The 25,168-nt window shown below is 48.2% G+C and carries 23 protein-coding genes; 11 read left to right on the top strand and 12 right to left on the bottom strand.

Annotated elements, in window-relative coordinates; translation table 11 throughout:
* Window positions 1-265 precede the first annotated feature (265 nt).
* Window positions 266-967 carry a hypothetical protein gene (locus tag EDD67_RS03315; RefSeq protein WP_121439104.1) on the top strand — a complete coding sequence of 234 codons (702 nt, stop codon included), beginning with the start codon at window positions 266-268 and terminating at the stop codon, window positions 965-967.
* Between the two features lie 74 nt (window positions 968-1,041).
* Here the strand turns inward: EDD67_RS03315 and chbG are convergent, their stop codons facing one another.
* The gene (gene chbG / locus EDD67_RS03310) at window positions 1,042-1,740 is read right to left on the bottom strand and encodes a chitin disaccharide deacetylase (protein WP_158638152.1); all 699 of its coding nucleotides are present in this window, start codon (window positions 1,738-1,740) and stop codon (window positions 1,042-1,044) included.
* Window positions 1,741-2,127: 387 nt separating this feature from the next.
* Here chbG and EDD67_RS03305 point away from each other — a divergent pair, with 387 nt between their 5' ends.
* Window positions 2,128-2,901 carry an acetoin reductase gene (locus EDD67_RS03305; protein WP_121439106.1) on the top strand — a complete coding sequence of 258 codons (774 nt, stop codon included), beginning with the start codon at window positions 2,128-2,130 and terminating at the stop codon, window positions 2,899-2,901.
* A 205-nt stretch (window positions 2,902-3,106) separates the two neighbouring features.
* Here EDD67_RS03305 and EDD67_RS13790 read toward each other — a convergent pair whose 3' ends face one another.
* From EDD67_RS13790 to EDD67_RS03295, 3 genes are read right to left on the bottom strand one after another with little or no spacing between them, the layout of a single operon-like run.
* Window positions 3,107-3,280 carry a hypothetical protein gene (locus EDD67_RS13790; RefSeq protein ID WP_154718745.1) on the bottom strand — a complete coding sequence of 58 codons (174 nt, stop codon included), beginning with the start codon at window positions 3,278-3,280 and terminating at the stop codon, window positions 3,107-3,109.
* 43 nt (window positions 3,281-3,323) lie between these two features.
* A complete protein-coding gene (locus EDD67_RS03300; RefSeq protein ID WP_121439107.1) occupies window positions 3,324-4,118 on the bottom strand; it encodes an ABC transporter permease in 795 nt (264 codons plus the stop codon).
* Window positions 4,111-4,782 carry an ABC transporter ATP-binding protein gene (locus EDD67_RS03295; protein WP_244922833.1) on the bottom strand — a complete coding sequence of 224 codons (672 nt, stop codon included), beginning with the start codon at window positions 4,780-4,782 and terminating at the stop codon, window positions 4,111-4,113. The genes EDD67_RS03300 and EDD67_RS03295 overlap by 8 nt, the downstream gene beginning before the upstream one ends.
* 232 nt (window positions 4,783-5,014) lie before the next feature.
* Between EDD67_RS03295 and EDD67_RS03290 the strand changes: the two genes are divergently transcribed.
* Window positions 5,015-5,806 (top strand): formate dehydrogenase accessory protein FdhE, encoded by a 792-nt coding sequence (locus tag EDD67_RS03290; RefSeq protein WP_158638153.1) that lies wholly within the window; start codon window positions 5,015-5,017, stop codon window positions 5,804-5,806.
* A 58-nt stretch (window positions 5,807-5,864) separates the two neighbouring features.
* Here EDD67_RS03290 and fabG read toward each other — a convergent pair whose 3' ends face one another.
* The 5 genes from fabG to EDD67_RS03265 all read right to left on the bottom strand — a co-directional run bounded on the left by fabG (window position 5,865) and on the right by EDD67_RS03265 (window position 13,689).
* Window positions 5,865-6,608, bottom strand: coding sequence for a 3-oxoacyl-[acyl-carrier-protein] reductase (gene fabG, locus EDD67_RS03285; protein WP_093072145.1), 744 nt, complete (start codon window positions 6,606-6,608; stop codon window positions 5,865-5,867).
* A gap of 34 nt (window positions 6,609-6,642) precedes the next feature.
* Window positions 6,643-7,935, bottom strand: a complete 1,293-nt coding sequence (locus EDD67_RS03280; RefSeq protein ID WP_093072146.1) for a GntP family permease — start codon at window positions 7,933-7,935, stop codon at window positions 6,643-6,645.
* Between the two features lie 50 nt (window positions 7,936-7,985).
* Entirely contained in the window at window positions 7,986-9,557 is a 1,572-nt protein-coding gene (locus EDD67_RS03275; protein WP_121439109.1) for an acyl CoA:acetate/3-ketoacid CoA transferase, read from the bottom strand.
* A 789-nt stretch (window positions 9,558-10,346) separates the two neighbouring features.
* On the bottom strand, window positions 10,347-12,410 hold the full coding sequence (locus EDD67_RS14190; RefSeq protein ID WP_121439111.1) for a sigma-54-dependent Fis family transcriptional regulator: 2,064 nt from the start codon (window positions 12,408-12,410) through the stop codon (window positions 10,347-10,349).
* A gap of 91 nt (window positions 12,411-12,501) precedes the next feature.
* Window positions 12,502-13,689 (bottom strand): acetyl-CoA C-acetyltransferase, encoded by a 1,188-nt coding sequence (locus EDD67_RS03265; protein WP_121439112.1) that lies wholly within the window; start codon window positions 13,687-13,689, stop codon window positions 12,502-12,504.
* 223 nt (window positions 13,690-13,912) lie between these two features.
* On the opposite strand from EDD67_RS03265, the gene EDD67_RS03260 reads away from it, so the two are divergent.
* Together EDD67_RS03260 and EDD67_RS03255 are read left to right on the top strand one after the other, a co-directional pair.
* Complete coding sequence (locus tag EDD67_RS03260; RefSeq protein WP_093072150.1) at window positions 13,913-14,890, top strand: quinone oxidoreductase family protein; 978 nt, start codon at window positions 13,913-13,915, stop codon at window positions 14,888-14,890.
* A 166-nt stretch (window positions 14,891-15,056) separates the two neighbouring features.
* On the top strand, window positions 15,057-17,048 hold the full coding sequence (locus tag EDD67_RS03255) for a sensor domain-containing protein (protein ID WP_121439113.1): 1,992 nt from the start codon (window positions 15,057-15,059) through the stop codon (window positions 17,046-17,048).
* Window positions 17,049-17,066: 18 nt separating this feature from the next.
* On the opposite strand, the gene EDD67_RS03250 is transcribed toward EDD67_RS03255, so the two are convergent.
* A complete protein-coding gene (locus tag EDD67_RS03250) occupies window positions 17,067-17,615 on the bottom strand; it encodes a GNAT family N-acetyltransferase (protein ID WP_158638154.1) in 549 nt (182 codons plus the stop codon).
* A 251-nt stretch (window positions 17,616-17,866) separates the two neighbouring features.
* Between EDD67_RS03250 and EDD67_RS03245 the strand changes: the two genes are divergently transcribed.
* Entirely contained in the window at window positions 17,867-19,801 is a 1,935-nt protein-coding gene (locus EDD67_RS03245; protein WP_158638155.1) for a putative bifunctional diguanylate cyclase/phosphodiesterase, read from the top strand.
* An 18-nt stretch (window positions 19,802-19,819) separates the two neighbouring features.
* Here the strand turns inward: EDD67_RS03245 and sqr are convergent, their stop codons facing one another.
* Entirely contained in the window at window positions 19,820-21,067 is a 1,248-nt protein-coding gene (gene sqr, locus EDD67_RS03240; RefSeq protein WP_121439116.1) for a type III sulfide quinone reductase, selenoprotein subtype, read from the bottom strand.
* A 149-nt stretch (window positions 21,068-21,216) separates the two neighbouring features.
* Window positions 21,217-21,540 carry a hypothetical protein gene (locus EDD67_RS03235; RefSeq protein ID WP_121439117.1) on the bottom strand — a complete coding sequence of 108 codons (324 nt, stop codon included), beginning with the start codon at window positions 21,538-21,540 and terminating at the stop codon, window positions 21,217-21,219.
* A gap of 180 nt (window positions 21,541-21,720) precedes the next feature.
* On the opposite strand from EDD67_RS03235, the gene EDD67_RS03230 reads away from it, so the two are divergent.
* The 5 genes from EDD67_RS03230 to EDD67_RS03210 all read left to right on the top strand — a co-directional run bounded on the left by EDD67_RS03230 (window position 21,721) and on the right by EDD67_RS03210 (window position 24,949).
* Entirely contained in the window at window positions 21,721-22,077 is a 357-nt protein-coding gene (locus EDD67_RS03230) for a hypothetical protein (RefSeq protein WP_121439118.1), read from the top strand.
* Between the two features lie 191 nt (window positions 22,078-22,268).
* Entirely contained in the window at window positions 22,269-22,469 is a 201-nt protein-coding gene (locus EDD67_RS03225) for a cold-shock protein (protein WP_093072157.1), read from the top strand.
* Between the two features lie 255 nt (window positions 22,470-22,724).
* On the top strand, window positions 22,725-22,925 hold the full coding sequence (locus EDD67_RS03220; protein ID WP_093072158.1) for a cold-shock protein: 201 nt from the start codon (window positions 22,725-22,727) through the stop codon (window positions 22,923-22,925).
* A gap of 255 nt (window positions 22,926-23,180) precedes the next feature.
* A complete protein-coding gene (locus EDD67_RS03215; protein WP_093072159.1) occupies window positions 23,181-23,381 on the top strand; it encodes a cold-shock protein in 201 nt (66 codons plus the stop codon).
* 149 nt (window positions 23,382-23,530) lie between these two features.
* Window positions 23,531-24,949 carry an MBL fold metallo-hydrolase gene (locus EDD67_RS03210; RefSeq protein WP_158638156.1) on the top strand — a complete coding sequence of 473 codons (1,419 nt, stop codon included), beginning with the start codon at window positions 23,531-23,533 and terminating at the stop codon, window positions 24,947-24,949.
* Window positions 24,950-25,168 lie beyond the last annotated feature (219 nt).

Below are 25,168 nucleotides of genomic sequence, written 5' to 3'. Positions count from 1 at the left end.
CCCCTTTTCATTTGACTATAACAAAAAAATACGCCTTAGTTATATATTACTTCTTATAAATAAAAAGTCTTTTTCGGATCATTTTATGGTAAAATGTAATAAACAAGGAGTTTTATGAGACTTTCATTTAAATGGTCCAATGTTCTTTTTTTATCTTGTTCGTAAGCGTTCCATGCACGCAATTTCATTTTTCACCGTCTTTCATTAATTGGATGTCAATTAACGCTGTTAAATGACATAAATTTTTTCGAAAGGAGGGATTTTGATGAAACGTATCTTGCTCGGCTTATCGGTCACGTCATTACTTGTGATTGCAGCATGCGGTGAAGCGAATAACGGTGAAGTGAGCGGAGATAATGCGAATGATGAAGTTGCCGCAAATGACGTCAACAATGAGACGAACCTCAACGAAAACATCGCGGACCCTGACAATGAACAAGAAGCTGCAAACAACCTCAATGATGCTGCTGATGAGTTCAATGAGGACGGTTGGGAGACGGAAGTCGGTGACACGGTTCAAAATGAAGCTGGCACGTTCACACTTCACGCCCGGGCGGATGACATCGATGCCGTTGATACCGGACCTGTTCTAATGGAGATCGAACAAGTGACGGCGCAATCCGGCGAACTGTCAGCCGAATATGCCCGGTTGATGGAGATGGATGAAGTTCAGCTGGTACAGATGGATATCGCGGTTGAAAACACCTCTGATGAAGATATCATCTTTTATTCCGCGCAGCCTCGTATCGCGACATCGACCGGCGAACAATTAGATCCGGATTTCTGGCTCTCCGATTACATTGAGGGTGACATGATGGCCGGAACAAAAGCTTACGGCACCTTGTTCTTTGTTTTGGAAAACTCAGAAGCAGAAGAGATTGAAAGCGTACGGGCAACCTGGTCGCCGCCGTATGATCAAGGTTTCGCACATATCGGTGACGAGGTCGATATCGAGATTGACTTATAACTAGGGCCCTCAGGGGCTTTTTTTTACGAAGATATCTCAATTGTCATACATACGTTCTGATCCGCCTTGTTCTGCTATAATGTCACATCATTCGGCACAGGCCAGTTCATTAATACATCTAATTCCTGCAGCCTGCCTTCTGTATAAGATGAACCGTTCATAATCGCGGTATCGAGGTACGCCGGATGCGTCATTATTTCTACAGTTTCGCCGTCTTTCGCGTTGGCTGCGATCGCATTCAATGTTTCAAACGAAGCTCCTGTACCGGAAAAATCAGCGGTAAAGGTATCGGATAAAGCTAACGACTCATCAATCCCTGCAAAAGTGCGCACTTTTAAATTGAATTCTCTCGCCAGTTTCATCACTGTATCTTTTGTTTCCGGAAAGGTATGCACATGATGGTGACTGTCGATGTGGCTCGGTTTTAATCCGTAAGCATAAAATAACTCCAGCTGAGCGCGCCACTCCCGTTCAATTTCGTTCAGATCGATATCTTTTTTCGCTGATAACTGCGACGGTTTGAGAAAATCGCCGTTTTCATCAATGATCGTCTTATGTTCCTTTATTACTGAAGGGCCGCAAGTTAAATTGAAATGAACTCCAACCCGTAAATCAGGATGATCGTGCGCGATCTTCATCGCGTGGTCTGTGCCCGGCATATTCATCATCACCGTTGCTGAATTGACAGCGCCGAACAAATACGCATCCAAAATCCCGTAATTGACCGCCCGGCTGTAGCCAAAATCATCTGCATTCACAATAAATGTAATCATCGCCGCCTCCTTAACCATTGGAAGGTAAACATTTACGTCCGTCTAGCGGACAAAAGCAATATTAATGATAAAAACGTTAAAATATGAAAAAATCACGCCGATAAAAATACCCATACTAACTGGCCTTCCGTATCTTTTTCCATACTTTCCCCTCCCGAACGAATATTGATGATTATTAACTTATATACATAAATCTATCACAAATCCTTTATTTAGGGAATCAACGTTAAAACGCGAACCGTTCCCGATTTATTCATCTTTTCTTCTAACAAATAAATCATCAAATAACTCATTACGTGGTAAAATAATGATAACGCTTAAGCGAGAGGGGGACCGCGCTCGTCAGGTATCGTCGGGGCTTTTTTCGTCAACCAAAAAGGAGGGACTATGACTACAAAAATTGCCGTCATTACCGGTGCTGGTCAGGGAATTGGTAAAGGGATTGCATTCAGGCTTGCAAAGGACGGGTTTACGGTTGTAATTAATGATCTTGACGGCGAACTTGCAGAAGAAACTGCAACAGAGCTAAAAGATCACGGGTATGATGCGCTCGCGGTTCCAGGCGACGTGAGTAAACAAACAGACGTCTTTAAACTGGCGAAAAAAACCGTCGATGCGTACGGCAGAATTGATGTTTTTATTAATAATGCCGGGATTGAGCAGGTAAAACCGCTCGAAGAAGTCACCGAAGAAGATATCAACACGATTTTTAATATTAACGTGTTCGGCGTCATTTACGGCATCCAGGCGGCTGCTCAACAGATGAAAAAGCAGGACGGCGTCGGAAAAATTATTAACGCCTGCAGCATTGCCGGGCATAAGGGCTTTGACATGCTGAGTGTTTACTCAGCGACAAAATTTTCTGTCCGCGCATTAACTCAGGCGGCCGCACAGGAACTGGCCCAATATCAAATCACGGTTAATTCTTATTGCCCGGGGATCGTCGGGACAAAAATGTGGGAGCGGATCGATAAAGAAATGGGCAAATACAGCGGCGCTGCCGAAGGGGAATCGTTTGAAGCCTTCTCTAAGGCGATTTCACTCGGCCGTACGCAAGAACCGGAAGATGTCGCAAATTTCGTCTCCTATTTAGCCTCGAGCGATTCCGATTACATGACCGGCCAATCGGTCATGATCGACGGCGGCGTTATTTTCTCTTAATCAGAAGCAAACAAACCTCACCGTTTTCCCGGTGAGGTTTCAGACTGTAGACAAACTATATTTTGATGTCAGCCATGAATCCACTACCCTCCGCTTGCCCCGGGCAAGGATCAGCTAGTATTCGGCGACTGAGGCCGCCGAATCCGGATCTTCGTCTCTTGCTTTCCCGGAGGCGTCGGAGGAGTGGATGCATGGCTTCTTTTTTTTATGAATACACTCCATTCAAAAAAAGAGGATGACCCAGCATCCCGGCTTTCTCCTGCGGGATAGCGAGACAGGCGAGACCCTGCAGGTCGTCAGCCCGAAGCGGCTCGGCGCTCGCCCGCGGAAAGAAGCCGGACGATGCGTAGTCATCCGTTCCTTTTAACTGAAACCTCACCGTTTTCGCGGTGAGGTTTGTTTGTTTTTTTATGACTCATATGTCACTTCGTTTTTTCTGACAATGTCAGCTGCTGCCTGTCATTAAAAAACACCCGGTAGCTGAGATGCAAATACAAGAGCACTGACAGCGAAACGCTCCCGGTCACACCGAGCATAATCGCGATTTGATAGTTGATCGCAACGAGCGGCGATGCGCCGGCGAGTATTTGCCCTGTCATCATGCCCGGCAAAAAGACGATTCCCATCCCGACCATCGAGTTGATCGTCGGGAGCATCGCCGCGTCAAACGCTTCGTTCAGCACTTGTTTCGACGCAGTTTTCGGCGCCGCGCCAAGCATGAGTGCGCCTTCGATCCGGTCTTTATACGCGTCCATTCCGTTATTTAAATTATTCACACCAAGCGTGATCCCGGTCATTGAGTTGCCGATAATCATCCCGGCAATCGGGATGAAATAACGCGGGTCGTACCACGGCGATAAGTTCATCACCGCGACGATAAAAAACATCAGACATGATAAAATCCCCGCGGCCATCGAAAGCGCAATGATTTTTTTCATCCGCGGCCCGATCAAAGCATTCGTGCGCTGGTAAACGTTATGCACGGCAAACGAAAACATCAGCACACCTGCGAGCACGGTCAGGAGCGGATGAATATTCTCAAACAAAAAAATTAAAATAAAGCCGACCAACACGAGCTGCAAGGTCATCCTTACGGTCGCAATAACGATTTCTTTTTCGCGCGGAATTCCTTTTAAGCGGACAATCAACAAAAGGATAAGCACGAATACATACGCCGCTAAGACTTGATAAAAACTGAGTTCAAGCGCTTCATCCATGAGCTGTCCCCTCCTCAATCGCCATCACCCGGCCGCCGGCGAGTTTGATCCGCCAATCGCCGAGCCGCTCCGCTAGCGCATTGTCGTGCGTAACGATCACCAACGTTTGCCCGTTCGCTTTCACGTGAGCGGCAAACGCATCAATCACACCGCGCGAGGTCTCGTCATCCAAGGCCGACGTCGGTTCGTCGAGCAAATACACATCCGGTTTCATTAACAGCGCCCGCGCCAGCGCGAGCCGCTGCTTTTCCCCGCCGGAGAGGACGTCTGCCGGTTCGTCCAGCGCTTGCTGTAAGTGAACACGGCTGAGCATCTCCTTTACCGCTGTATCCGGCGGCGGCTCCGTCCCGGCAAACGTGAAGCCGATCACGGCATTGTCGCGCACTGTCCCGTTGAACATGACCGGTGTTTGCGGAACCATCATCACGCGCCGTCTTAATTCCACCGGATCATACTCGTTTAGATCGGCGCCCATAAATGTCACCTCGCCTTGATCCGGGGTGATCATTTGATTAAACAGTTTTAACAGCGTAGATTTGCCTGAGCCGCTCGGTCCGGTAAGCGCCGTGACCGCTCCAGATTTAATCGTCAGTTCATCGATCGCTAAAATGTCTTTAAAGCGCACGTCATTTAAGCTGATCATTATTTCGTTCGTTTCTGCCACATCGATTCGCTCCCTTACCTTTCTCACATGCTCTAAGAATACCACTCCTCCATTAAGCGCGGCAATTTCGTCTGAAGGGAAAATTTTGCCCAAACGGTCTGTCACAGCAATCGTCACAACATTGTTGATTTATCAGCGGATTTTTTGGTGAAAGGTCATGCTACGATAAATGTGGAAACCTTTACATTTCGATCGCCGGCACTGCAGGCAGAAAAAAGGAGGAAATCAGTTTATGAAATCTGTTGTGACAAACGAATACAAAGAATTGCAGGAATCGATGATTGATCGGCAACAAGAACTGAAAACATGGTTAAAAGGGAAAACGAATGTCCATTTGTCGTCGCCGCTGATCGACCGCAAAAAACCGATCGTGAAACAAATCAGCCTTGCCTGGGTGCCGGCTGAGCTTTATATCGAGTCTGCCGGTTCGCTTTCCGCTGTCCTGAAACGAAAACGTCCTGATCTTGCCAAACAGTTGGACACGCTTCTCGATCAGTTAGATGCCGATACCGCATTATCGTTTATCGAAGAATCGCTCACATACAGCCAGCGCTTCTTTCGGCAGTGGGCATCTGAACACAATGTTTCTCCTTGGCTCGCGGAGTTCATCGCCGAGCAGTCGCTTCGCCCGTTTTTGTATTTGCTCGCTGACGGCTCTAAAAACCTGCTTGATTCCTTTGAATTGCAAGGGCTTTGCCCGTGCTGTGCCGAGCCTGTCCGGCTCGCCGCTTTAGACAGTGATGGTGAAAAAACGTTCCTTTGTCCGCGCTGTGAAGCAGCTTGGAAACTAGAGGCCCCCGCTTGCATCCATTGCGGTGAAAACCGGTCTGAACAGCTCGTTTCGCTTGATGTTGAAACCGGCGATGAGACAGAGATCGAAGTCTGTCAAACGTGCAGCCAGTACGTAAAACTCATCCGGATCAGCGAAGCTCCAGCTGAAAACGCGGTGCGTTATGATTTGGAGACGCTCCACTTGGACTACACCGCACAAGATGCCGGGTACGGCGAAAAACTCGAATTTTAATGAAAAACAGCCCGCCGCTGCGTTTGATCGCAGAAGCGGGCTGTTTTTTGCTGTTCAATTAAATAACGACGCCGCCGTCAACGGCAAGAATTTCACCGGTTATAAATTTCGCTTCATCTGAAGCGAGGAACAAATAGGCGTTTGCAATATCTTCCGTTGCGCCTAGTTGTTTCAGTACGGATTTATCGCGCATCATATCGAGCGCTTTATCGGGCATTTTTTCCGTCATCGGTGTCAAAATAAATCCTGGCGCGACAGCATTGACGCGGATGCCATGCTTGCCGAGTTCTTTCGACCACGTTTTCGTCATTCCGTTTACGCCCCACTTGGCGGCGGCGTAGTTCGTCTGGCCAAAGTTGCCGTAACTGCCGACAACAGACGAGGCGTTTAAAATCACGCCGCTTTGCTGTTCTTTCATTTTCGCAGCCGCAGCTTGGCTGACGTTAAAGACTCCCTTTAAATTGACATCGATCACTTGATCCCAGGCGTCTTCTTCCATTTTTAACAGCTGCGCGTCGGACGTGATCCCGGCGTTATTGACGACGATATCAACTTGCCCGTACGAAGCTGCGGTTTTTTCTAAAACGCTCTGGATTGCTTCGCGGTCGGTGACGTTGAGCTTTTCGGCGATCGCTGTGCCGCCGTTATCGGTGATCGCTTCTGCCGTGTCTTGAATATCGGTTTCGTTTAAGTCTGCGACGACGACGTTTGCGCCTTCTTCGGCGAACCTTTCGGCTGTTGCGCGGCCGATGCCGCGGCCTGCTCCGGTAATAACTGCTGTTTTTCCTTCTAATCGTTTCATAGTTTATTCTCTCCTTTGAAAGTTGGTTTTTATTTTATAGTACGCCGAATGTTGACACGAGAATGGCAACAAAGACGGAGATGACTGGGATGACTGCCCCGACGATAAAGATGTCTTTATAGCAGTCTTTATGTGTCATTCCGGTAACGGCAAGGAGTGTGAGCACGGCGCCGTTATGCGGCAGCACGTCAAGTCCCCCGGACGCAATTGACGCAACGCGGTGAAACGCTTCTGCCGGGATCCCGGTCATTTGCGAGATTTCTAAATACTGCGCGCCGAGCGCTTCGAGCGTGATTCCGAGTCCGCCCGAGGCTGAGCCGGTTGAACCGGCGAGGACGTTTATCGCAACGGCTTGCGAAATGAGCGGGTTGCCCGGTACGTCCATCACGAGCTGCGAGAGGCGTTCAAATCCGGGAACTGCCTGAACGACGGTGCCGAATCCGACAGCTGCGCTCGTGTTGACAATCGCAATGACGGAGCCGTTCGCTCCGGCGTTGATCGCTTTAACAAAACCTTTTATCTTCTCTAAATTAAACAGCATGATGGAAAGGATTCCGGTAATCAACGCGACGACAATATCCCAGCCGAGAATATTCAGTGTTGCGACGACGAGGATGAGCGGGACAAACGACAGCCAAATATTCGGAAGCTTCACCCCGTCGTCCTCATCGCGGGTTGTCTTTTTATCTTTCGGTTCGGTAAAAACTTCGCCCTTCGCGGTGAGTTTTTTCTCGCGCCAGCGCAGGTAAAAATATCCGCCGAACGCCATCACCGCGGCTGCTGAAAGCCCCATAAACGGCGCGGCCATCGCATTGGTGCCGTAATAACCGGTCGGAATGAGGTTTTGAATTTGCGGTGTGCCGGGAATCGCCGTCATCGTAAAGGTGAAGGCGCCGAGCGCGATCGTCGGCGGCAATAATCGCCGCGTTACGTTCGCCTCGCGAAATAGTGCGAGAGCGAGCGGATATACGGCGAAGACAACAACGAACAAGCTGATCCCGCCGTATGTAAGGACGGCTGCCGAGACGAGAACGCCTAAAATCGCGCGCTCCGTGCCGATCACTTTAATTAATCCCGACGCGACCGACCGCGCCATCCCCGTGTCTTCCATCAGCTTGCCGAAAATCGCCCCGAGCATGAAGACGGGAAACCATTCTTTTGCGAAACCGACGAATCCGTCCATATACGTGAAGCGGTACGCTTCCAGCAAATCGAGTCCGCCGGTTAACGCCACGACCCCTGCGGCGATCGGCGCGACCCAGATGATCGACCAGCCCATATAGGCCAGCACCATAATGACAAGTAATCCGAGTACAATTCCAAACATTTGTACTCCCCCTTAGTTTGTATAGTAGTGTGAATCCTGGTGTGTAGAGGTTACGTCAAAACCGCTTTGCCGTTTTTGCAGCCGAGCCCCATTTTTTCCTCGCGGAATATGCGCGCATCCATCGTTTTCAACTCGGCGGCGACTGCGGGGCGAAAGTTCATGTGCGCCATAATGTCACGTTCAAGATCAATCCCCGGAGCGATTTCGGTTAAGATCAGTCCGTCTTCAGACAGTTCAAACACAGCGCGCTCGGTCACGTACATAATCGGGCGTCCCTGTTCCGCGGCGTACGGACCGCTGAATGTGATTTGTTCAACGTCGGTCACAAATTTTTGGTGCTTTCCTTCCTGCTGAATGACCACGTTTTCCTCGTCAATCGCGACCTTAAGTCCGCCGGCGGTAAACGTGCCGCAGAAGACGACTTTTTGTGCATTTTGCGTAATATTAATGAATCCGCCGGCACCGGTGATTTTCTCGCCGAATTTACTGACGTTGACGCTTCCGTGTTCATCGAGCTGCGCGAGACCGAGAAATGCTAAGTCCAGCCCGCCGCCGTCGTAGAAATCGAATTGATACGGCTGATCGATAATGGAATCCGGATTCGTTGCTGCCCCGAAGCTCATTCCGCCGGCAGGAATCCCGCCGATCGGTCCGGATTCAAGTGTAAGCCGCATTTGATTGATGACTCCTTCTTCACTCGCGACAGTCGCAACTCCTTCCGGTACACCGATGCCGAGGTTTGTGACTGCATTGGGCACAAGTTCCATCGCTGCGCGCCGGGCGATAATTTTTCGTTCATCGAGCGCGAGCGGCTGCAAATTATCCATCGACATCCGCGCTTCGCCGGAATACGTCGGATTGTACTGTTCTTGAAACGTCTGCATATGGTTTTCCGGTGTTGATTCCACGACGGCGTCGACGAGGATGCCGGGAATCTTCACCATCCGCGGGTCAAGCGAGCCTTTTTCGACGACGTTTTCCACTTGCAAGATGACGATCCCGCCGTTATTTTTCGCAGCTTGCGCCATCGACAGCACTTCGAGCGTGGCGACTTCTTTTTCCATCGTCGCGTTGCCGAATTCATCGGCATACGTGCCGCGAATCAAGGCGACGTGAATCGGAAAGGCTTTGTAAAACAAATATTCCTGCCCGTTCATCGGCATCATTTCAACCATATCCTCTGTCGTTTTCTGATTGATTTTGCCGCCGTCGTTGCGCGGATCGACAAACGTCCGCAGCCCGACATGCGACATCGTCCCCGGTTTGCCGGCAGCGATATCGCGGAAAAGATGGGTAATCACTCCTTGCGGCAAATTGTACGCTTCGATTTCGTTATCGATCGCAAGCTTTTGCAGTTTCGGCGCCAGACCCCAGTGGCCGCCGATCACGCGTTTAATCAACCCGCTGTGCCCGAGATGATTTAAGCCCCGTTCCTTGCCGTCGCCTTGTCCGGCGGCATAGACGAGTGACAGATTTTCCGGTGCGTTCGTGTCGAGATACCGGTCTTCTAATGCTTTCGTTAATTCTTCCGGATGCCCGTTTCCGACAAACCCTCCGGTTGCAACCATTGAACCGCTTTCAATTTTTTCGACTGCTTCTCTTGCTGACATGCGTTTATTCATGTTCTTTCCCCCTGTAAAATAAATTGGCTTCCTTTCAAGTCGACTCTGCCTTACTTTATTGCAAAACCCGTGCCAACTTTTCGAGAAGACAAATGATTTTCGTGCTTGATTTATCAGGGGTTCGCTTCGCCGGCGATCTTATACTCCGGTGTAAATTGTAAATGAAACCGTACATTCCTGTAAGCGATTACATTCCATTTGTTAACTTTTCCTTACGGTTAAATGTCGAATCACCTTCTCCTGTGCACTTTACCGGACACGTTTGTAAGCGCTCTTATAACTGGCTGTCATAAGAAAAAACGCCCAAAAAAAATTCAGGCGTTTCAGACTGTAAGACAAACTATTATTTTGACGTAAGCCGCGCAGCCGCTAACCTCCGCTTGCCCCGGGCAAGGACTCAGCTAGTATTCGGCGGCCCGAGACCGCCGAATCCGGATCTTCGTCTCTTGCTTTCCCGGAGGCGTCGGAGGAAGAGGCTTGCGTGGCTTTCTTACTTTGCAGAACAACACAGAAATGGCACAGTTTTAAACAAGGAGGATGACCCAGCATCCCGGCTTTCTCCTGCGGGAAAGCGAGACAGGCGAGACCCTGCAGGAGAAAGCCCGAAGCGGCTCGGCGCTCGCCCGCGGACTAGTAAGACACGGCGAAGTCTTTTTGAGCCGATGTCGCAGTGATACCTTCAGGTGAAAGAAGCCGGACGATGCGTAGTCATCCGTTCCTTTTCACATGACATCGATCGATGTCATGACTTTGTCTGCCGTCTAAAACGCCTGAGAAAAATTCAGGCGTTTATTGCAGCGCATATTTCGTCAGTTTTTCGTAGAGAGCAGTGCGGCTGATCGCGAGCATTTTCGCCGCTTTGGACTTATTGCCGGACGCTGCACGCAAAGCTGATTTGATCGCTTCTTTCTCCGCTTGTTCCAACACATCGGCGAGCGGTTCAGGCGGTTCGAGCGCTTTCTCTCCTGTCAGCTTTTCCGGCAAGTGACGTTCTTGAATCACCGTTTCGCCGTGTTCGGCAAGATTCACCGCCCGTTCGATGACATTTTCCAGCTCCCTCGTATTGCCCGGCCAGCCGTAAGCAAGAAGTTTGCCCATTGCCTGTTCATCGGCAGAAGTTACTTGCTTTCTGTACCGTTTCGAGACTTTTTGAAGAAAATACGGCACGAGCGTCTGCAAGTCCTCAGTCCGTTTTCTAAGCGGCGGAATCACGAGCGAGAAGACATTCATCCGGTAATACAAATCGAGACGGAACTCGCCGTCGTCGATCATTCGTTCTAAATCCCGGTTCGTTGCGGCAATCACGCGTATATTCACTTTCTTTGCGCTTGTCGAGCCGACTTTTTCTACTTCGCGCTCCTGTAAAACACGCAAAAGTTTCACTTGCATGTGGAGCGGAAGTTCCCCGATCTCATCTAAAAATATCGTTCCGCCGTTCGCCGCTTCAAATTTGCCTTTTTTCCCGCCTTTTTTCGCGCCGGTAAATGACCCTTCCACGTAACCGAACAGTTCAGACTCGATTAAATCGCCCGGAATCGCTGCACAGTTCACTTTGATAAACGGACCCGGCGCCCGGGCGCTTTCATTATGAATCGCATGGGCAAACAGCTCTTTTCCGGTTCCGCTTTCGCCTAACAGCAGCACATTCGAATCGTTTGCGGAAGCTTTTTTTCCGAGATTAACGACTTCCTGCCACGATTTACTCGAACCGATTAATTCTTCGAAGCGGTAATTGGCGCGGTTTGATTCAAGAAATTCGCCGCGGTAGGAATCGAGTTCTTTTTCCATTCCTTCAATCCGGCTTTTTAACGCCTTAAAGCCGCCGAGGTTTTTAAAAAGCACTTTGCCGACCGCGCCTTCCAGTTTGCCGTCACGGTAAATCGGCATCCGTGAAGCGACCATATAATCACCTTTAATCGGCTGAATATCAGCGATCTCCGGTTTGCCGGTTTCCGCGACGATGTGCATCCGCGTACTCGGGATCACGTCTTTTACGTGCTGACCGATGACGTCTTCTCCATTCAGCTCCAAAAAGTCAGCGTATTCCTGACTCAGCATCGTAATCCGGCCGGAAGCATCGACCATCACGACGCCGTCATGGGTAAGTTCCATCATCGATTCCATCGTTTCGGCGCGCTGTTTCCAATGTTGCTGCTCTTCGTTCAGCGCCTCAGACGGATCGGAATAAAAAAAGTGAAACACCGCCTGCTTGCCGTTTTTGCCGCAGTTTGTCTTTTCCTGCGTGAACCGGTACGTCGCGCTGTTAATCGTTACGTAAGCATTCGTTTCTTCTTCGGTTAATACGCGCTTTAAATCGTCTTCGGCTAAATCGTATACAGACATTCCCGCACCTGTCACGGGCAGCTGAAAGCTAGCCGACGCCTTGTCGTTGATCACCTTGATCACAGCGTTTTCGTCTGTAATCAGCAAGGCCTGCTTGCAATGATCCGCCATCGCTTGCAAAAGCGCCCACGTATCGAGATGCGCCCGTTCTTTTGCACGGAGCCAGTCTCCCGGCGAGAACATCCCCAACAGTTGATTGTTCTCACTGACAACCGGGAGCTGCGCCGGTTTCCAGGCGATTTTTTGTTCCGGATGCTCGTCTTCATACAATATCGGGGAGTGTTGTTCGATGATTTCCGCAATGACCGTTTGCGTGGACAGCCCTTTAATCAGCGCGTTCATTAACGTTTCTTCCTGTAAAATGCCGCGCACCGATCCGTCATCACCTAATACGGGTGCCGCTGTATACGTCAAACCGTACAGTTTTCCCGCCGCAAATTGTATCGTATCCTCCGGATGCAAGGTAATTTGTGCCGGTTTCATAATATCCGTTGACCGTATGCCGTCCATTGTGCAGCCGCTCCTTTATTTGTGTCCTCTCTGCTTTACAGTATAGCAAAGAGGAAACCGCCGGAACAGCTTCCCCTCTCGCCGAATTTAGTTAGTCATTTTTGCGCGTCACGACAAGCGACGTTCCTTGACCGCCGCCGATACAAAGCGTCGCCAATCCGCTTTTCGCCTGACGTTTTTCCATTTCATACAAGAGCGTCACGAGCACGCGCGTTCCGCTGGCGCCGATCGGGTGGCCGAGAGCAATCGCCCCGCCGTTAACGTTCAGTTTCTCTGTGTCAATCCCGAGGTCGCGGCCGACCGCGAGCGCCTGAGCTGCGAACGCTTCGTTTGCCTCGATTAAATCGATATCATCGATTGTCATCCCGGCTTTTGCTAACGCTTTTTCTGTCGCCGGCACCGGCGCATAACCCATAATCTCCGGATCAAGCGCCGCATTGCCGTATGATGCAATCTCTGCCAGCGGTGTTAAGCCGAGCTCTTTGGCTTTTTCTTCGGCCATGACCACAACCATTGCTGCCCCGTCGTTGATGCCTGACGCGTTGCCGGCCGTCACCGACCCCTCTTTTGCAAACGCCGGTTTCAGTTTCCCGAGTTTTTCAGCGGTTACCCCGTGCTTGGGAAATTCATCTTCGCTTACGACAAGCGGATCTTTCTTACGCTGAGGAATTTCAATCGGTACAATTTCATCATGAAACCGTCCGCTTTCCTGCGCGGCTTGAGCCTTGTTTTGACTCGCGGCAGCGAACGCATCTTGGTCGGCGCGCGAGATATTCCAGCGCTCGGCGATATTTTCAGCGGTCACCCCCATATGAATATCGGAAAAGGCATCGGTCAGACCGTCTTTCAGCATCGTATCAACAAGCTTTGTATCGCCCATTTTCGAACCCCAACGGGCATCGTTCATAACATACGGCGCGTTGCTCATGCTTTCTGTTCCGCCGGCGAGCACGACATCGGCGTCGCCGAGGGCAATAAATTGCGCGGCCATGCTGACCGTCCGCAGACCCGATCCGCACAATTTGTTCACGCTTGTTGCCGGGGTGGTGTGCGGAATCCCGGACTTTATCGCGACTTGCCGTGCAACGTTTTGGCCGAGTCCTGCCGATAAAATATTGCCGATGTATACATCATTAATTTCTTCCGGGCTGACCCCCGCCCGCTTCATGGCCTCTTCTGCAGCCGCCGCGCCAAGTTCGACGGCGGATTTGGCTGCCAACGCACCGCCGAAACTTCCGATTGGTGTCCGTGCCGCGCTTACGATTACTGCTTTTCTCATGATCATGATCCCTCCTAGAATTTTCACTGACTCGTCTTACTTATATGCAAAAACAATGCCAACTTCCGGCGAAAAACTGTACGGATTGGTTGACAGGTTGATTTTTCTGTCGGCTTTTCGTTTAATTGTCCGGCAAAAGGGAATGATTGTAAGGAAGTCACTGACACCCGCTGCCTAACTCGGCTGCGGTTTTTCTTAAACTATCCTGAGGAGGGATTGATCGATGAAGGCGATTCAAATTGAACAGTTTGGCGGTACGGAAGTGCTCGAGTATAAGGACGTCGACACGCCGTCGCCGGGGCCGAACGATGTGCTTGTGCGCGTTGAAGCGATCGGCGTGAATTATGCAGATACGATGCGGCGCGAGGATCACTACGTCGTTGATACACCGCTTCCGTTTATTCCCGGGTCGGAAGTTGCCGGCGAAGTCGTCGAGGTCGGCTATGCGGTGCAGGATTCGATTTCACCGGGCACGAAAGTTGTCGCGCTGACAGGCGAAAATGCCTATGCAGAGTACATCTCAGTGAATGCGAAAACAGCGATTCCGATTCCGGAGGGAATTTCAATGAATGAAGCTGTTGCGATCCCGCTGCAAGGCTTAACGGCGTATCATGTGCTCAAGACGATGGGCCGTTTGATTCCCGGTGAATCGGTGCTTATCCACGCCGCGGCCGGCGGCGTCGGAACGCTCGCCGTGCAGCTTGCGCGTCATTTCGGAGCCGGAACGATTCTTGCAACGGCTTCGACGCCGCAAAAACGCGAGCTCGCAGTCAGACTCGGCGCCGATGTCGCGATTGATTATACGAACGAGGAATGGGTGAATGAAGTCTATGCCGCAACCGACGGCAAAGGCGCGGACGTCGCCTTGGAAATGGCCGGCGGAAAAATCTTTGACCAAACCGTCGATGCGCTCGCACCGTTCGGCCGGCTCGTCGTTTACGGCGCAGCCAGCGGCGAAATGCCCGAGCTGAATGCGTTCAAGCTGCTTGAACACAACAAATCGGTCAGCGGCTTCTTCTTGCCGACGATGATGCAAAAGCCGGATGAATTTCAAGCAAGCTTAAAAGAAATTATTGAGCTCGCTGCTGCCGGCAAATTAAAAATGATGATCGGCGACGTTTATCCTTTAGAAAACGCCGCGCAGGCACATGAGGATATGGAACACCGCCGCACGGTCGGAAAAATTATTTTGCAGCCGTAACGTGTGAAGACGATGCCCTTCTGTCAGCCGGCAGAAGGGCATTTTTTTGCTAAGTTTGTGTGAAGTGTTTTGTCGAAAAAACAGTGAAAAGGTCGTATTATCGCTACAGTTTATGTAAAATGGACTTGCACCACGATGTATCAACCTAATTGGAGGAAACGATTCTATGCAAGAAACGATCGACGCTCTCCCCTACCAAATCGCTGTAATCGATCAGAACGGTTTCATTCAATATGTCAATAAAGCTTGGCAGCAATTCACACTGGATAACGGCGGGACAGTTGAATCGACCGGCCCGGGCTTGAACTATTTAGCAGCACTTGAAAGCGGCAGCGCGAAAAACGATGCACAAGGGCTCCGAGCGATTTTAAACGGCGAAAAAACGTCTTATGAAAGTAAATATCCGTGCCACACGCCGGATGAGCTGCGCTGGTATTACTTTCATGCTCAGCCGCTCATACAGCACGGCGACATAACCGGCGCAGTGGTAAACCACCGCTTGATCGGCAGTGAGGAACTGAACAGCCGGGACATTTATCAAATTATCGAAAATATGAATGACGCGATGTATACCGTTGATGATAAGTACCGGTTCACTTATATAAATCAGCAAGCCGAATCAGAAATGCGATTTTCCCGTACCGAACTTTTAGGTGAAACGCTTTGGGAGATGTTCCCAGGGATGCCCGATTCTGATTTTGAGCAAAATTACGTACACGCGATGTCAAAACGTGTCCCGGTGCAGTTTGAGGCGCTCTATCCGCCGAGCGACAACTGGTATGAAGTGTCGATCTACCCGCACGATGACGGCGGTCTGATTACGTTTTTCCGTAACAAAAACAAAGAAAAACATGTTGATTCGCTCCTCTGGCAATCGCAGCATTTTGATCCGATGACAGGCTTGCCAAACCGCAGGCATATTTACCGTTATATGGAGGATTTAATCACCGCCGCGGAACCGTTCTGCCTGTTTTATTTTGATCTCGATCATTTTCAGCTCATTAACGACGTCTACGGCCACGATTTCGGCGACGAGGTAATGCAAGAAGCCGCGTCGCGCTTAAGGTGGAGCTTAACGGAGCAGATGTTTCTCGGCCGTCTCGGCGGCGATGAATTTATTATTATTGCCGAACCTGACGCTGCTGAACAGTTAACAGTCGCTCAAGGTGAAAAACTCTCCCGACTGTTCGACATGCCGTTTTATTCGCCCGACGGCAAACCGATTCAAATCCATGCAAGCATCAGCTCGGCTATTCACCCTGAAGATGGCAATTCGCCGTCTGCGATGATAACAGCGGTCGATACAGCGATGCACGAAGCGAAAAAACAGCGAAAAGATGAAACGATCGTCGCTTATCAAGCAACGATGAAAGAAATGATGGAACGGCGGATAACAATTGAGAGCGATTTATTTGACCATTTTGACAGCGGCGACTATTTCCTCGTCTATCAGCCGCAAGTTTCATTGATTACTGAAAAAATCTGCGGCGTCGAAGTTTTGTCGCGCTGGCACCACCCGCTTTACGGCGCCATTCCGCCGCCGGAATTTATCGCGATTGCTGAATCAGTTGGAAAAAGCAGCACATTAACAAAAAAAATTATTCATGCCGGGTTGCATGCCTATCAGACTTGGAAAAACGAATCCGGCTTTAACGGAAAAATTGCCTTTAATGTATCCGCTGCAATGCTCGCAAACGAAAGTTTCAACCATTTCTTGATCGACGTAAAAGAACGCTTCAACATTGCTGATGGGATCATTGAACTTGAAATCACTGAAGATGCACAGCTGACAGCGTCGGCAGGAATCAAGAATGTTTTAACGACGTTGCGGAGCGAAGGTTTTTTGATTGCTGTTGATGATTTCGGAACCGGCTTTTCTTCGATCGATTATTTGATCGACTTCCCGATCGACATTTTAAAAATCGACAAAACATTCATCGATCAAATCGGCGTTTCCAAACGCGGCGAAAGCGTATTACGTTCTTTAATATCACTCGCCGAAAACCTTGAAGTTGAAATTGTTGTTGAAGGACTTGAAACTGAGGAAGAACGGCGTTTTCTTATCGGGGAAGGCTGCACACTTGCTCAAGGGTACTACTTTGACAAACCGATGACGAACGACGATTTGACGCGCCGGTTTGCTGATTATCAACAGTAATGTAATAAAAGCGCCCGATCATCGAGTTGAATGATCCGGGCGCTTTTTGCTTGCAAACTGTTCCCTGGTCAAATTCATCCGCCAGACACCATGATAATCCCCGTATAAATAGCGGATATTTGGTACATATTCATACGTTTGAAAGCCGGCTCGCTCGTAACAGCGAATCGCTGGGTGGTTAAAATCGAATACGCCGAGGTACAATTCGCCGAGGTCCAATTCCTCAAAAGCGACGCGTGAAATTTCATGTATCAGCGGCTCACATATCCCCCGCCCTCTCGCTTGATCAGCAATCAGCACTTTGCCGATTTTCGCGCGGTTTTCCACCCGGTCGATTGAATTGATCGTGATAAATCCTGCTTTTTCATCCGTACCGGAAATAAAAACATTAAATGCGTGCGTTTCTGCATCCGGTTCGTTTGCTCCGGCTGTGAAGTCCGCCAGCTGCTCGCGGGTCAACGGAAACGTGAATGTCGGTCCGCCCCACATCATCATCATATCCGCATCAGTCACCCACGAAATTAACCGGTCAAAATCTTTTTCTTCAAAACGTGTTAAATAGATCATCTTATCCTCCATTCGTCTGTGCGCTTATCATTTTACAACACGGTATCGATGAAAAAAAGCATGAACTAAACGCATTTCTGGCAGTTAAGGCGTACAACATTTTCCTTTTTTTTACTTTAAACTAGGACAAATACAGAAAAAGTGCCTGCTCATTCTTTCTCTTTTGCTCCAGCCGTTTTTAACCGTCATGTTATCGGGTAGACGGCATGTACTATGCCGCTAAACCGTCCTGCATCAAACTCACATGGGGGGTGAGTCTTATCAACCGCTTAAAAAGTTCAGGTCAAAACCTTGCTGTGATCGACCGTTCCGGCAAGATTATCTTTTCCAATATTCACGGCCTCGCAGGCAACATCTTTGAGATGCTGGACAGTGAAGCCAAAGAAGAAGTTGTGTCGGTCCTTCGCGAAAATTCTCCAACCGGTCGAATCGCTTCGAGATTGGTTGAAGGTTTTACGGAAGTTGCAGCCGAACCGCTTGAAGGCGCCGGCGCGGTTGTTTATTTTCACCGGGATTCTGCCGTTTTTCAAGCAGAGAGCCGACACACGTTGCTCGAACAAATGTCGGAAGGGTTTTTTTCGCTCGACGCCGATTACCGCTTTACGTATATAAATGAAAAAGGAGCGAGAGAGCTTGATCTCGCATCCGCCACTATCAGCGGCAAAAAGCTCTGGGATGTATTCCCCGCCTTAGCCGAATCAGACTATGCCCGCTATTACATCCGAGCGTTGGAACAACGCCTGCAAGTTACATTTGAGGAATACTACCCTCCGCTCTCTGCATGGTTTCAAGTCAATCTCTACCCGCAGCTGGACGGCGGCCTGTCTGCATTTTTTTATAATTTAAATGCAGCGAAGCGGACGGAGCGCCGCCTCTGGGAGTCTGAGCACCTTGATTCGCTGACAAACTTGTTAAACCGTAAAGCGACGTACGATCATTTGCAAACCCTCACAGCAGCTGATGTGCCCTTTTCACTTTTTCATTTAAACATCAATAAATTTCAGTTAATCAATGACGTTTACGGCTACGAAACAGGCGATAAAATCATCACTGAACTTGCAGCGCGCCTGAATTCTATTCTGCCGGACAGCTATGTCTTCGGCCGGTTTGGCGGCGATGAATTTGTCATTGCCGCTGTTGAATCAATGGATGATGATAAAATGACCGATTACGCTTCACAACTTTTAGAGCAAGTTGATCAGCCGTTCGCATCGTTTAAAGACGATTCGATTGAACTGCGGGCAAGCATCGGTGTCGCCAAATTCCCCCGCGACAAACAGACGGCTGGCGAGATGTTAAAAGCTGCCGACACTGCGATGTATCAAGCGAAAAAAATTCACGGGGACGGTCCCGCGATCGTCATGTTCCAAGAAAGTTTGCAACAAGACATGCAGCGGCGAATGATGATTGACCGCGACTTGGCAGCCGCAATCCATAACGGATCTTTCTTCACGGTTTATCATCCGCAAATTTGTACAGACACCGGTTCGATCATCGGTGTTGAGGTTCTTTCCCGCTGGAACCATCCGAAGCTCGGTTTGATTCCTCCGCCGGAATTTATCTCGACAATCGAATCGCTTGGAAAAAGTTTGTTTTTTACCCTCGCTGTGATGAAGGCCGGACTGAACGATTACAGCAAATGGGTCGAGCAATCCGATTACAACGGCAGAATTTCGTTTAATGTTCCGCCTTCGATTATTGACAGTTCTCGTTTTTTTAAAGAAGTTTGCCGCCTGAAAGATATTTATCAAATCGCGGATGGAATCATCGAATTAGAACTGACAGAAACCGCGAATGTAACGTCTTCATCAGAGAAGAGAAATGCACTTGCAGCTTTAAGGGACGCAGGTTTTCGTATTTCCATTGATGACTTCGGCACCGGCTTTTCCTCGCTTGATTATTTGATCGATTTTCCGATCGATGAAATCAAAATCGATAAAACCTTTGTTGAACAAATTAATGCGAACAAAAAAGGCTGTGTAATTTTACAAAAAATGATCGAATTAGGAAACCATTTGAATCTGCAAGTTATCGCTGAAGGGGTTGAAAATGAAGATGAACTCCGTTATTTGAAACTCGCCGGATGCCGTTCTGTCCAAGGGTTTTTGTTCGACCGGCCAATGCCGAACGACCGTTTTGTTCTCCGGCTAAAAAAAGTCCGAGCACAAAAAAACACCGGGATTTAAAATCCCGGCGCCTATAAGTCATTTTTCTTGCAGATCCGGCATTCGTTTGCCGGATCGTTTCATGTTCGGCGGCACTGTCGGCATCGGGACTCCTTTTAAAAGCATGCGCCAATAAATCTGCTTAAAGGCCATTTTTCCGTAATGGTTGATCGTTGTCTCTTCCATCAATTTAAACGGTCCTGCTTTTGGCAAGGGGAATGTCCCCGGCATTGGATCGTGGTCATAGTTGAAGTCAATTAACAGCGCTTTATTGAACCCGGATTCAATGTAACAGTTCGCATGTCCGTCAAACGCTGCTGTCATCGGTGTGCCGTTGACCCAGTGCTCGATATTTTCAGCCAATATTTCTGCAGAAAAGTGTGCCGTTGAACCTGCTTTTGACGTCGGGATGTCCGAAGCGTCCCCGACAACAAAGATATTATCGTAGTTTTTCGCCTGAAGGGTGTGGGGGTCAGCTGCTACGTAATTGCGGGCATTGCCCATACCCGATCGGGCGATGACTTCGTTGCCTTTGTTCGGCGGAACAGTAACAAGCAAATCGTAGTCGAGACGCGATCCATCTTTTCCGACCATTTGATTGTTGGTTCCGTCGATTTCTGCCAAGGCAAAACCGGTCACAAGGCGAATATTTTTCTGTTCGTAGAGTTCATGAACTTTTTCTGCAAACGAAGGTTTCGGGAAAGCTTTCGGAAGCGACGTGACATATTCGATTTCGACCTGATCGCGAATTCCCTGTTTATGAAAAAATTCATCTGCCAATAAGGCAAATTCGATCGGCGCTACCGGACACTTGATCGGCATTTCAGTCATATGCACGACCATTTTCCCGCCTTTAAATGTTTTCAATTTGTTCCGTAGAGACACAGCGCCGTCAAACGTGTAAAAATCGAAAATATTTTCACGCCAGCCGTTATCAATGCCTTTTACAAGCTCAGGAGCAATATCATTGCCCGTCGCAATGATCAGCAGGTCATAGGTAAGAACTTTCCCGCCAGATAAATAAACTTCATTTTTTTCCGGAGAGATTTTATCGATTTTTGCCAAAATATACGCGACCGTTTTCGGTAGAAATTTCTCACGCTTTTTCACAACGTCTTTTTCTGAGTACTTCCCGAACGGTAAAAACAAAAATCCCGGCTGATAATAATGGTCATTCGTCTCATCTATTACCGTCAGCTGCCAAATTTTTTTATCAAGTTTTTTATTCAAATGATTCGCCATCATTGTCCCGGCGGTCCCTCCGCCTAAAATAACTGCTTGTTTCATGAAAAAGCCCTCCCTTTGGGTAATGAAACGTTTAATGAATTGCGATGTTATTTACATTATAAACCTTTTATACCCATTTGGGTATGTACAGTTTGTGAAATTTTGAAATCGATGTGAAAAAGCCGTTCGCTTTGAACGGCTTTGAGATATTATTGCGGCTTTCGAAGCAGCGCCATCAACCCGGCCGGAACGAGAAACAGAGCCGGTATAAATCCAAATAAACTGATCGATACTAAAATGGCAACGCCGCTGACAACCATCACCCAGCCAGCGAGCTTCGCTTTGAATTTAACGAGGATCCCGCCGATCACTCCTAGTGTGCTGAATAAAAAGGCACTCATACCAAGTCCCGTCAGCGTATTGTCACCGCCCGTTGCTTGGTCAATCTCTCCCATGAACAGTGCGAAAAATGCTCCGGCAAAACCAATAAGACCTCCTAAAATTCCAAGTACCATTTCTGTCGTTCTGTTCATAATGATCTCCCCTTTTTCTTAATATAACTACATAATAACGCTGAAACTGACAGGGATTGTCAGGGCATACATGTTCGTATAAAAAATTTTTCGTTTTTGCTTATTTTTGAATAGAATCAGGATCATTGGGGTATTGCGTTACCTAGCAGCAAATTGAGATTTATGAAAGGAGAATTTTTTATGCAAACAATCGTTGATGTTGACCGGCTCACCCACCGCGCTTTTCACATATACAAATTTTTGAATGAACACTACTTATTGACCGGCAATTCCTTTTTGTTGGGAGAACGGATTTTAAATTGGGCAGTAGTCATGAATAAAAACCAAGAAGTTGTCGAAGTCATGTATTTTCGTTCCTACAATCACCGAGTGAAAGAGCAGACTTTTTTAAACAATATCGGAGTATTTTTATCGTCGTACCCGATCCGGGAATTCGAGGAAGAAGGAAAAACGATTCCGCTGGAGCGCACATTTAACCCGGGGGAGCAAGTTCCTGTTCCGGAACTCGTCGGTCAAATGCTTGCTCAGCATAAATAAAGAAAAGAAATTTGGGCAAAAGGGTAGCTTTTTTTGCAGTTATGTACTATATTAAGTATTAGCTGATTGTTGTTCGGATAAGATTTGAGTAAGGAAACAAGCTTTTGCAAGTGAAATTCCTCTTGAATGGTTAAATGAAGAGCACAATAGTAATATTTTTGCAGGCAACCCCTGCGCAGGAGGAATAGTCTATGACTACAGGTACAGTAAAATGGTTTAACGCAGAAAAAGGTTTCGGCTTCATCGAGGTTGAAGGTGACAACGACGTATTCGTTCACTTCTCCGCGATCCAAGAAGAAGGTTACAAAACACTTGAAGAAGGCCAAACTGTTACTTTTGACGTTGAGCAAGGTTCACGCGGACCGCAAGCTGCGAACGTTCAAAAGCAGTAAAACCATCTGAACTTACCGAAAAACCCGCTCTTTATGAGCGGGTTTTTTTATTGCTTGCAATTCCTTTTAACTGTTTCTCATTTTGGGGTGGACATTTAAGTGAATATGTACTAACATAAGAAATAGCTGATTGTTGTTCGGATAAGATTTGAGTAAGGAAACAAGCTTTTGCAAGTGAAATTCCTCTTGAATGGTTAAATGAAGAGCACAATAGTAATATTTTTGCAGGCAATCCCTGCGCAGGAGGAATAGTCTATGACTACAGGTACAGTAAAATGGTTTAACGCAGAAAAAGGTTTCGGCTTCATCGAGGTTGAAGGTGACAACGACGTATTCGTTCACTTCTCCGCGATCCAAGAAGAAGGCTTCAAAACACTTGAAGAAGGCCAAACTGTCAACTTTGACGTTGAGCAAGGTTCACGCGGACCGCAAGCTGCGAACGTTCAAAAGCAGTAAAACCATCTGAACTTACCGAAACGCCCTGTTCATTTTTTGAACAGGGCGTTTTTTATTGCAAATGACTAGAAATTAATTTGAAAATAAAGGTAGACAATTTCCTATCTATGTATTAATATCGTAGGTAACTGATTGTTGTTCGGATAAGATTTGAGTAAGGAAACGAGCGTGAGCAAGTTTTCATCTTCTTGATGATTAAATGAAGAGCACAATAGTAATATTTTGCAGGCAACCCCTGCACAGGAGGAATAGTCTATGACTACAGGTACAGTAAAATGGTTTAACTCAGAAAAAGGTTTCGGCTTCATCGAGGTTGAAGGCGAGAACGACGTATTCGTTCACTTCTCCGCGATCCAAGAAGAAGGCTTCAAAACACTTGAAGAAGGCCAAACTGTTACTTTTGACGTTGAGCAAGGTTCACGCGGACCGCAAGCTGCGAACGTTCAAAAGCAGTAAAACCATCTGAACTTACCGAAAACCTCCGTTCTTTCGAGAACGGAGGTTTTTTATTGAACTCCTCGATCATATACGCCCTAAGGTATGTTTAACATCTGTTTAAAACGGTAAAAGGATTAATGTCACACCAATACCTAGGAGGTAATATAATGTTTTTAAAAACTTTTTTTGATCACGCCTTAGCTCAGCATTCATACATGGTCGGCTGCCAACAGACTGGTGAAGCCGCGGTCATCGATCCATCACGTAACGTTGATGAATACTTTGATGTCGCCGAAGAAGAGGAATTAACGATTACCCGCGTTTTGGAAACGCATATTCACGCGGACTATGTTTCCGGTTCAAGAGAAATGGCTGAACGGGCTTCAGCAACGATTTACTATTCGCGTGAAGGCGAAGGTGACCCAAGCGGTGAATACAATTGGGACAACAGCCTGTCTACCCACGGTCTTCGCGACGGTGACAAGATTCAGATGGGAAAGGTGTCGCTTGATGTCTTGCATACACCTGGACACACCCCTGAGCACATCAGCTTTATCTTAACCGACGGCGCGGCTTCGGATAAACCGATCGGTATGTTCACCGGCGACTTTTTATTCGTCGGCGATGTCGGCCGTCCCGATTTGTTAGAAAAAGCTGTCGGCGTCCAAGATTCGGCGAAAAAAGGTGCTAAGCAAATGTTTGCTTCACTGAAAAAGATTGCCGATATGGATCCGTCGCTGCAAATCTGGCCGGGACACGGCGCAGGCAGTGCATGCGGCAAGTCGCTCGGCGCTGTGCCGACCTCATCGCTCGGTTACGAACTGAAAACCAACCCTGCTCTGCAGCATGAAACAGAGGAATCCTTTGTCGACTTCTTATTAGCTGAACAGCCTACGCCCCCAGCCTACTTCGCTGTGATGAAACGGATTAATAAAACCGGTCCGCAGCTGTTAAGAGATGCGAAGTCTGCCTACCGGTACGGGGCAAATGTCAAGAAAATCGACGAACTTCTGCAGCGGGATGTGACAGTGATCGATGCGCGTTCCCGCGAATCTTATGCACAATCGCATATTCCCGGAACGATCAACATTCCATTTGATTCAACGTTTGCAAACTGGATGGGTTCACTCGTCTCTTATGAAAAACCGGTCTTCTTCATTGCTGAACCGCACACGTTCGATGAAATCAAACATGCGATGAATGCCATCGGCCTCGATCAAACCGAAGGATTTTTCTCTCCGATGATTTTAGACCAATACGAAGCCGCTTACGGTACTAGCGATTATCCAGTGCATACACCGAAAACGGCTTACGAAAAACAGCGCAGCAATGAACTGAACATTGTCGACGTCCGCGAAGAGTACGAATATGAAAAACTGCATGTCGACGGCGCTTACAACATGGTTATGAACGACATTTCCGAGCGTCACACGGAACTTCCTTCCGGACCGATTGCCGTCTATTGCGGCTCCGGCGCCCGCTCTGCAATTGCAGCCAGCCTGTTGAAAGAAAAAGGCTTCGATGTCCGCAACATTAAAGGCGGCTTTATGCGTTGGAGAAATGAAGAACTGCCGACATCTTCATAAAATTTTCGCTTAAAGAGACTGCTGATTGTTCAGCAGTCTTCTTTTATTGTCATTCAGTCCGTCAAAAATTTATCACAATTTTCTGTTTTATTTATGTTTACCTTTTTGGCTTGCGGGTATAGTTAAGTAACAACAGAATAGAATAAATCTCCTCTTCGGAGACTCAGCCATACGGTTGCTTCCGTACCTGAACCAGATGGATCCGAGCTGCATAAGTGA

Origin of the sequence: Salisediminibacterium halotolerans (assembly GCF_003814815.1) — a bacterium.
Lineage (GTDB): Bacteria > Bacillota > Bacilli > Bacillales > Salisediminibacteriaceae > Salisediminibacterium > Salisediminibacterium halotolerans.
This window is presented reverse-complemented; position numbering and strand designations above follow the sequence as displayed.

Bases quoted from the DNA above. Each gene is read 5' to 3' on its own strand.
- EDD67_RS03315 (WP_121439104.1), top strand. From the start codon at position 266: ATGAAACGTATCTTGCTCGGCTTATCGGTCACGTCATTACTTGTGATT.
- chbG (WP_158638152.1), bottom strand. From the start codon at position 1,740: ATGATTACATTTATTGTGAATGCAGATGATTTTGGCTACAGCCGGGCG.
- EDD67_RS03305 (WP_121439106.1), top strand. From the start codon at position 2,128: ATGACTACAAAAATTGCCGTCATTACCGGTGCTGGTCAGGGAATTGGT.
- EDD67_RS03300 (WP_121439107.1), bottom strand. From the start codon at position 4,118: ATGGATGAAGCGCTTGAACTCAGTTTTTATCAAGTCTTAGCGGCGTAT.
- EDD67_RS03290 (WP_158638153.1), top strand. From the start codon at position 5,015: ATGAAATCTGTTGTGACAAACGAATACAAAGAATTGCAGGAATCGATG.
- fabG (WP_093072145.1), bottom strand. From the start codon at position 6,608: ATGAAACGATTAGAAGGAAAAACAGCAGTTATTACCGGAGCAGGCCGC.
- EDD67_RS03280 (WP_093072146.1), bottom strand. From the start codon at position 7,935: ATGTTTGGAATTGTACTCGGATTACTTGTCATTATGGTGCTGGCCTAT.
- EDD67_RS03275 (WP_121439109.1), bottom strand. From the start codon at position 9,557: ATGAATAAACGCATGTCAGCAAGAGAAGCAGTCGAAAAAATTGAAAGC.
- EDD67_RS14190 (WP_121439111.1), bottom strand. From the start codon at position 12,410: ATGGACGGCATACGGTCAACGGATATTATGAAACCGGCACAAATTACC.
- EDD67_RS03265 (WP_121439112.1), bottom strand. From the start codon at position 13,689: ATGAGAAAAGCAGTAATCGTAAGCGCGGCACGGACACCAATCGGAAGT.
- EDD67_RS03260 (WP_093072150.1), top strand. From the start codon at position 13,913: ATGAAGGCGATTCAAATTGAACAGTTTGGCGGTACGGAAGTGCTCGAG.
- EDD67_RS03255 (WP_121439113.1), top strand. From the start codon at position 15,057: ATGCAAGAAACGATCGACGCTCTCCCCTACCAAATCGCTGTAATCGAT.
- EDD67_RS03250 (WP_158638154.1), bottom strand. From the start codon at position 17,615: ATGATCTATTTAACACGTTTTGAAGAAAAAGATTTTGACCGGTTAATT.
- sqr (WP_121439116.1), bottom strand. From the start codon at position 21,067: ATGAAACAAGCAGTTATTTTAGGCGGAGGGACCGCCGGGACAATGATG.
- EDD67_RS03235 (WP_121439117.1), bottom strand. From the start codon at position 21,540: ATGAACAGAACGACAGAAATGGTACTTGGAATTTTAGGAGGTCTTATT.
- EDD67_RS03230 (WP_121439118.1), top strand. From the start codon at position 21,721: ATGCAAACAATCGTTGATGTTGACCGGCTCACCCACCGCGCTTTTCAC.
- EDD67_RS03225 (WP_093072157.1), top strand. From the start codon at position 22,269: ATGACTACAGGTACAGTAAAATGGTTTAACGCAGAAAAAGGTTTCGGC.
- EDD67_RS03220 (WP_093072158.1), top strand. From the start codon at position 22,725: ATGACTACAGGTACAGTAAAATGGTTTAACGCAGAAAAAGGTTTCGGC.
- EDD67_RS03215 (WP_093072159.1), top strand. From the start codon at position 23,181: ATGACTACAGGTACAGTAAAATGGTTTAACTCAGAAAAAGGTTTCGGC.
- EDD67_RS03210 (WP_158638156.1), top strand. From the start codon at position 23,531: ATGTTTTTAAAAACTTTTTTTGATCACGCCTTAGCTCAGCATTCATAC.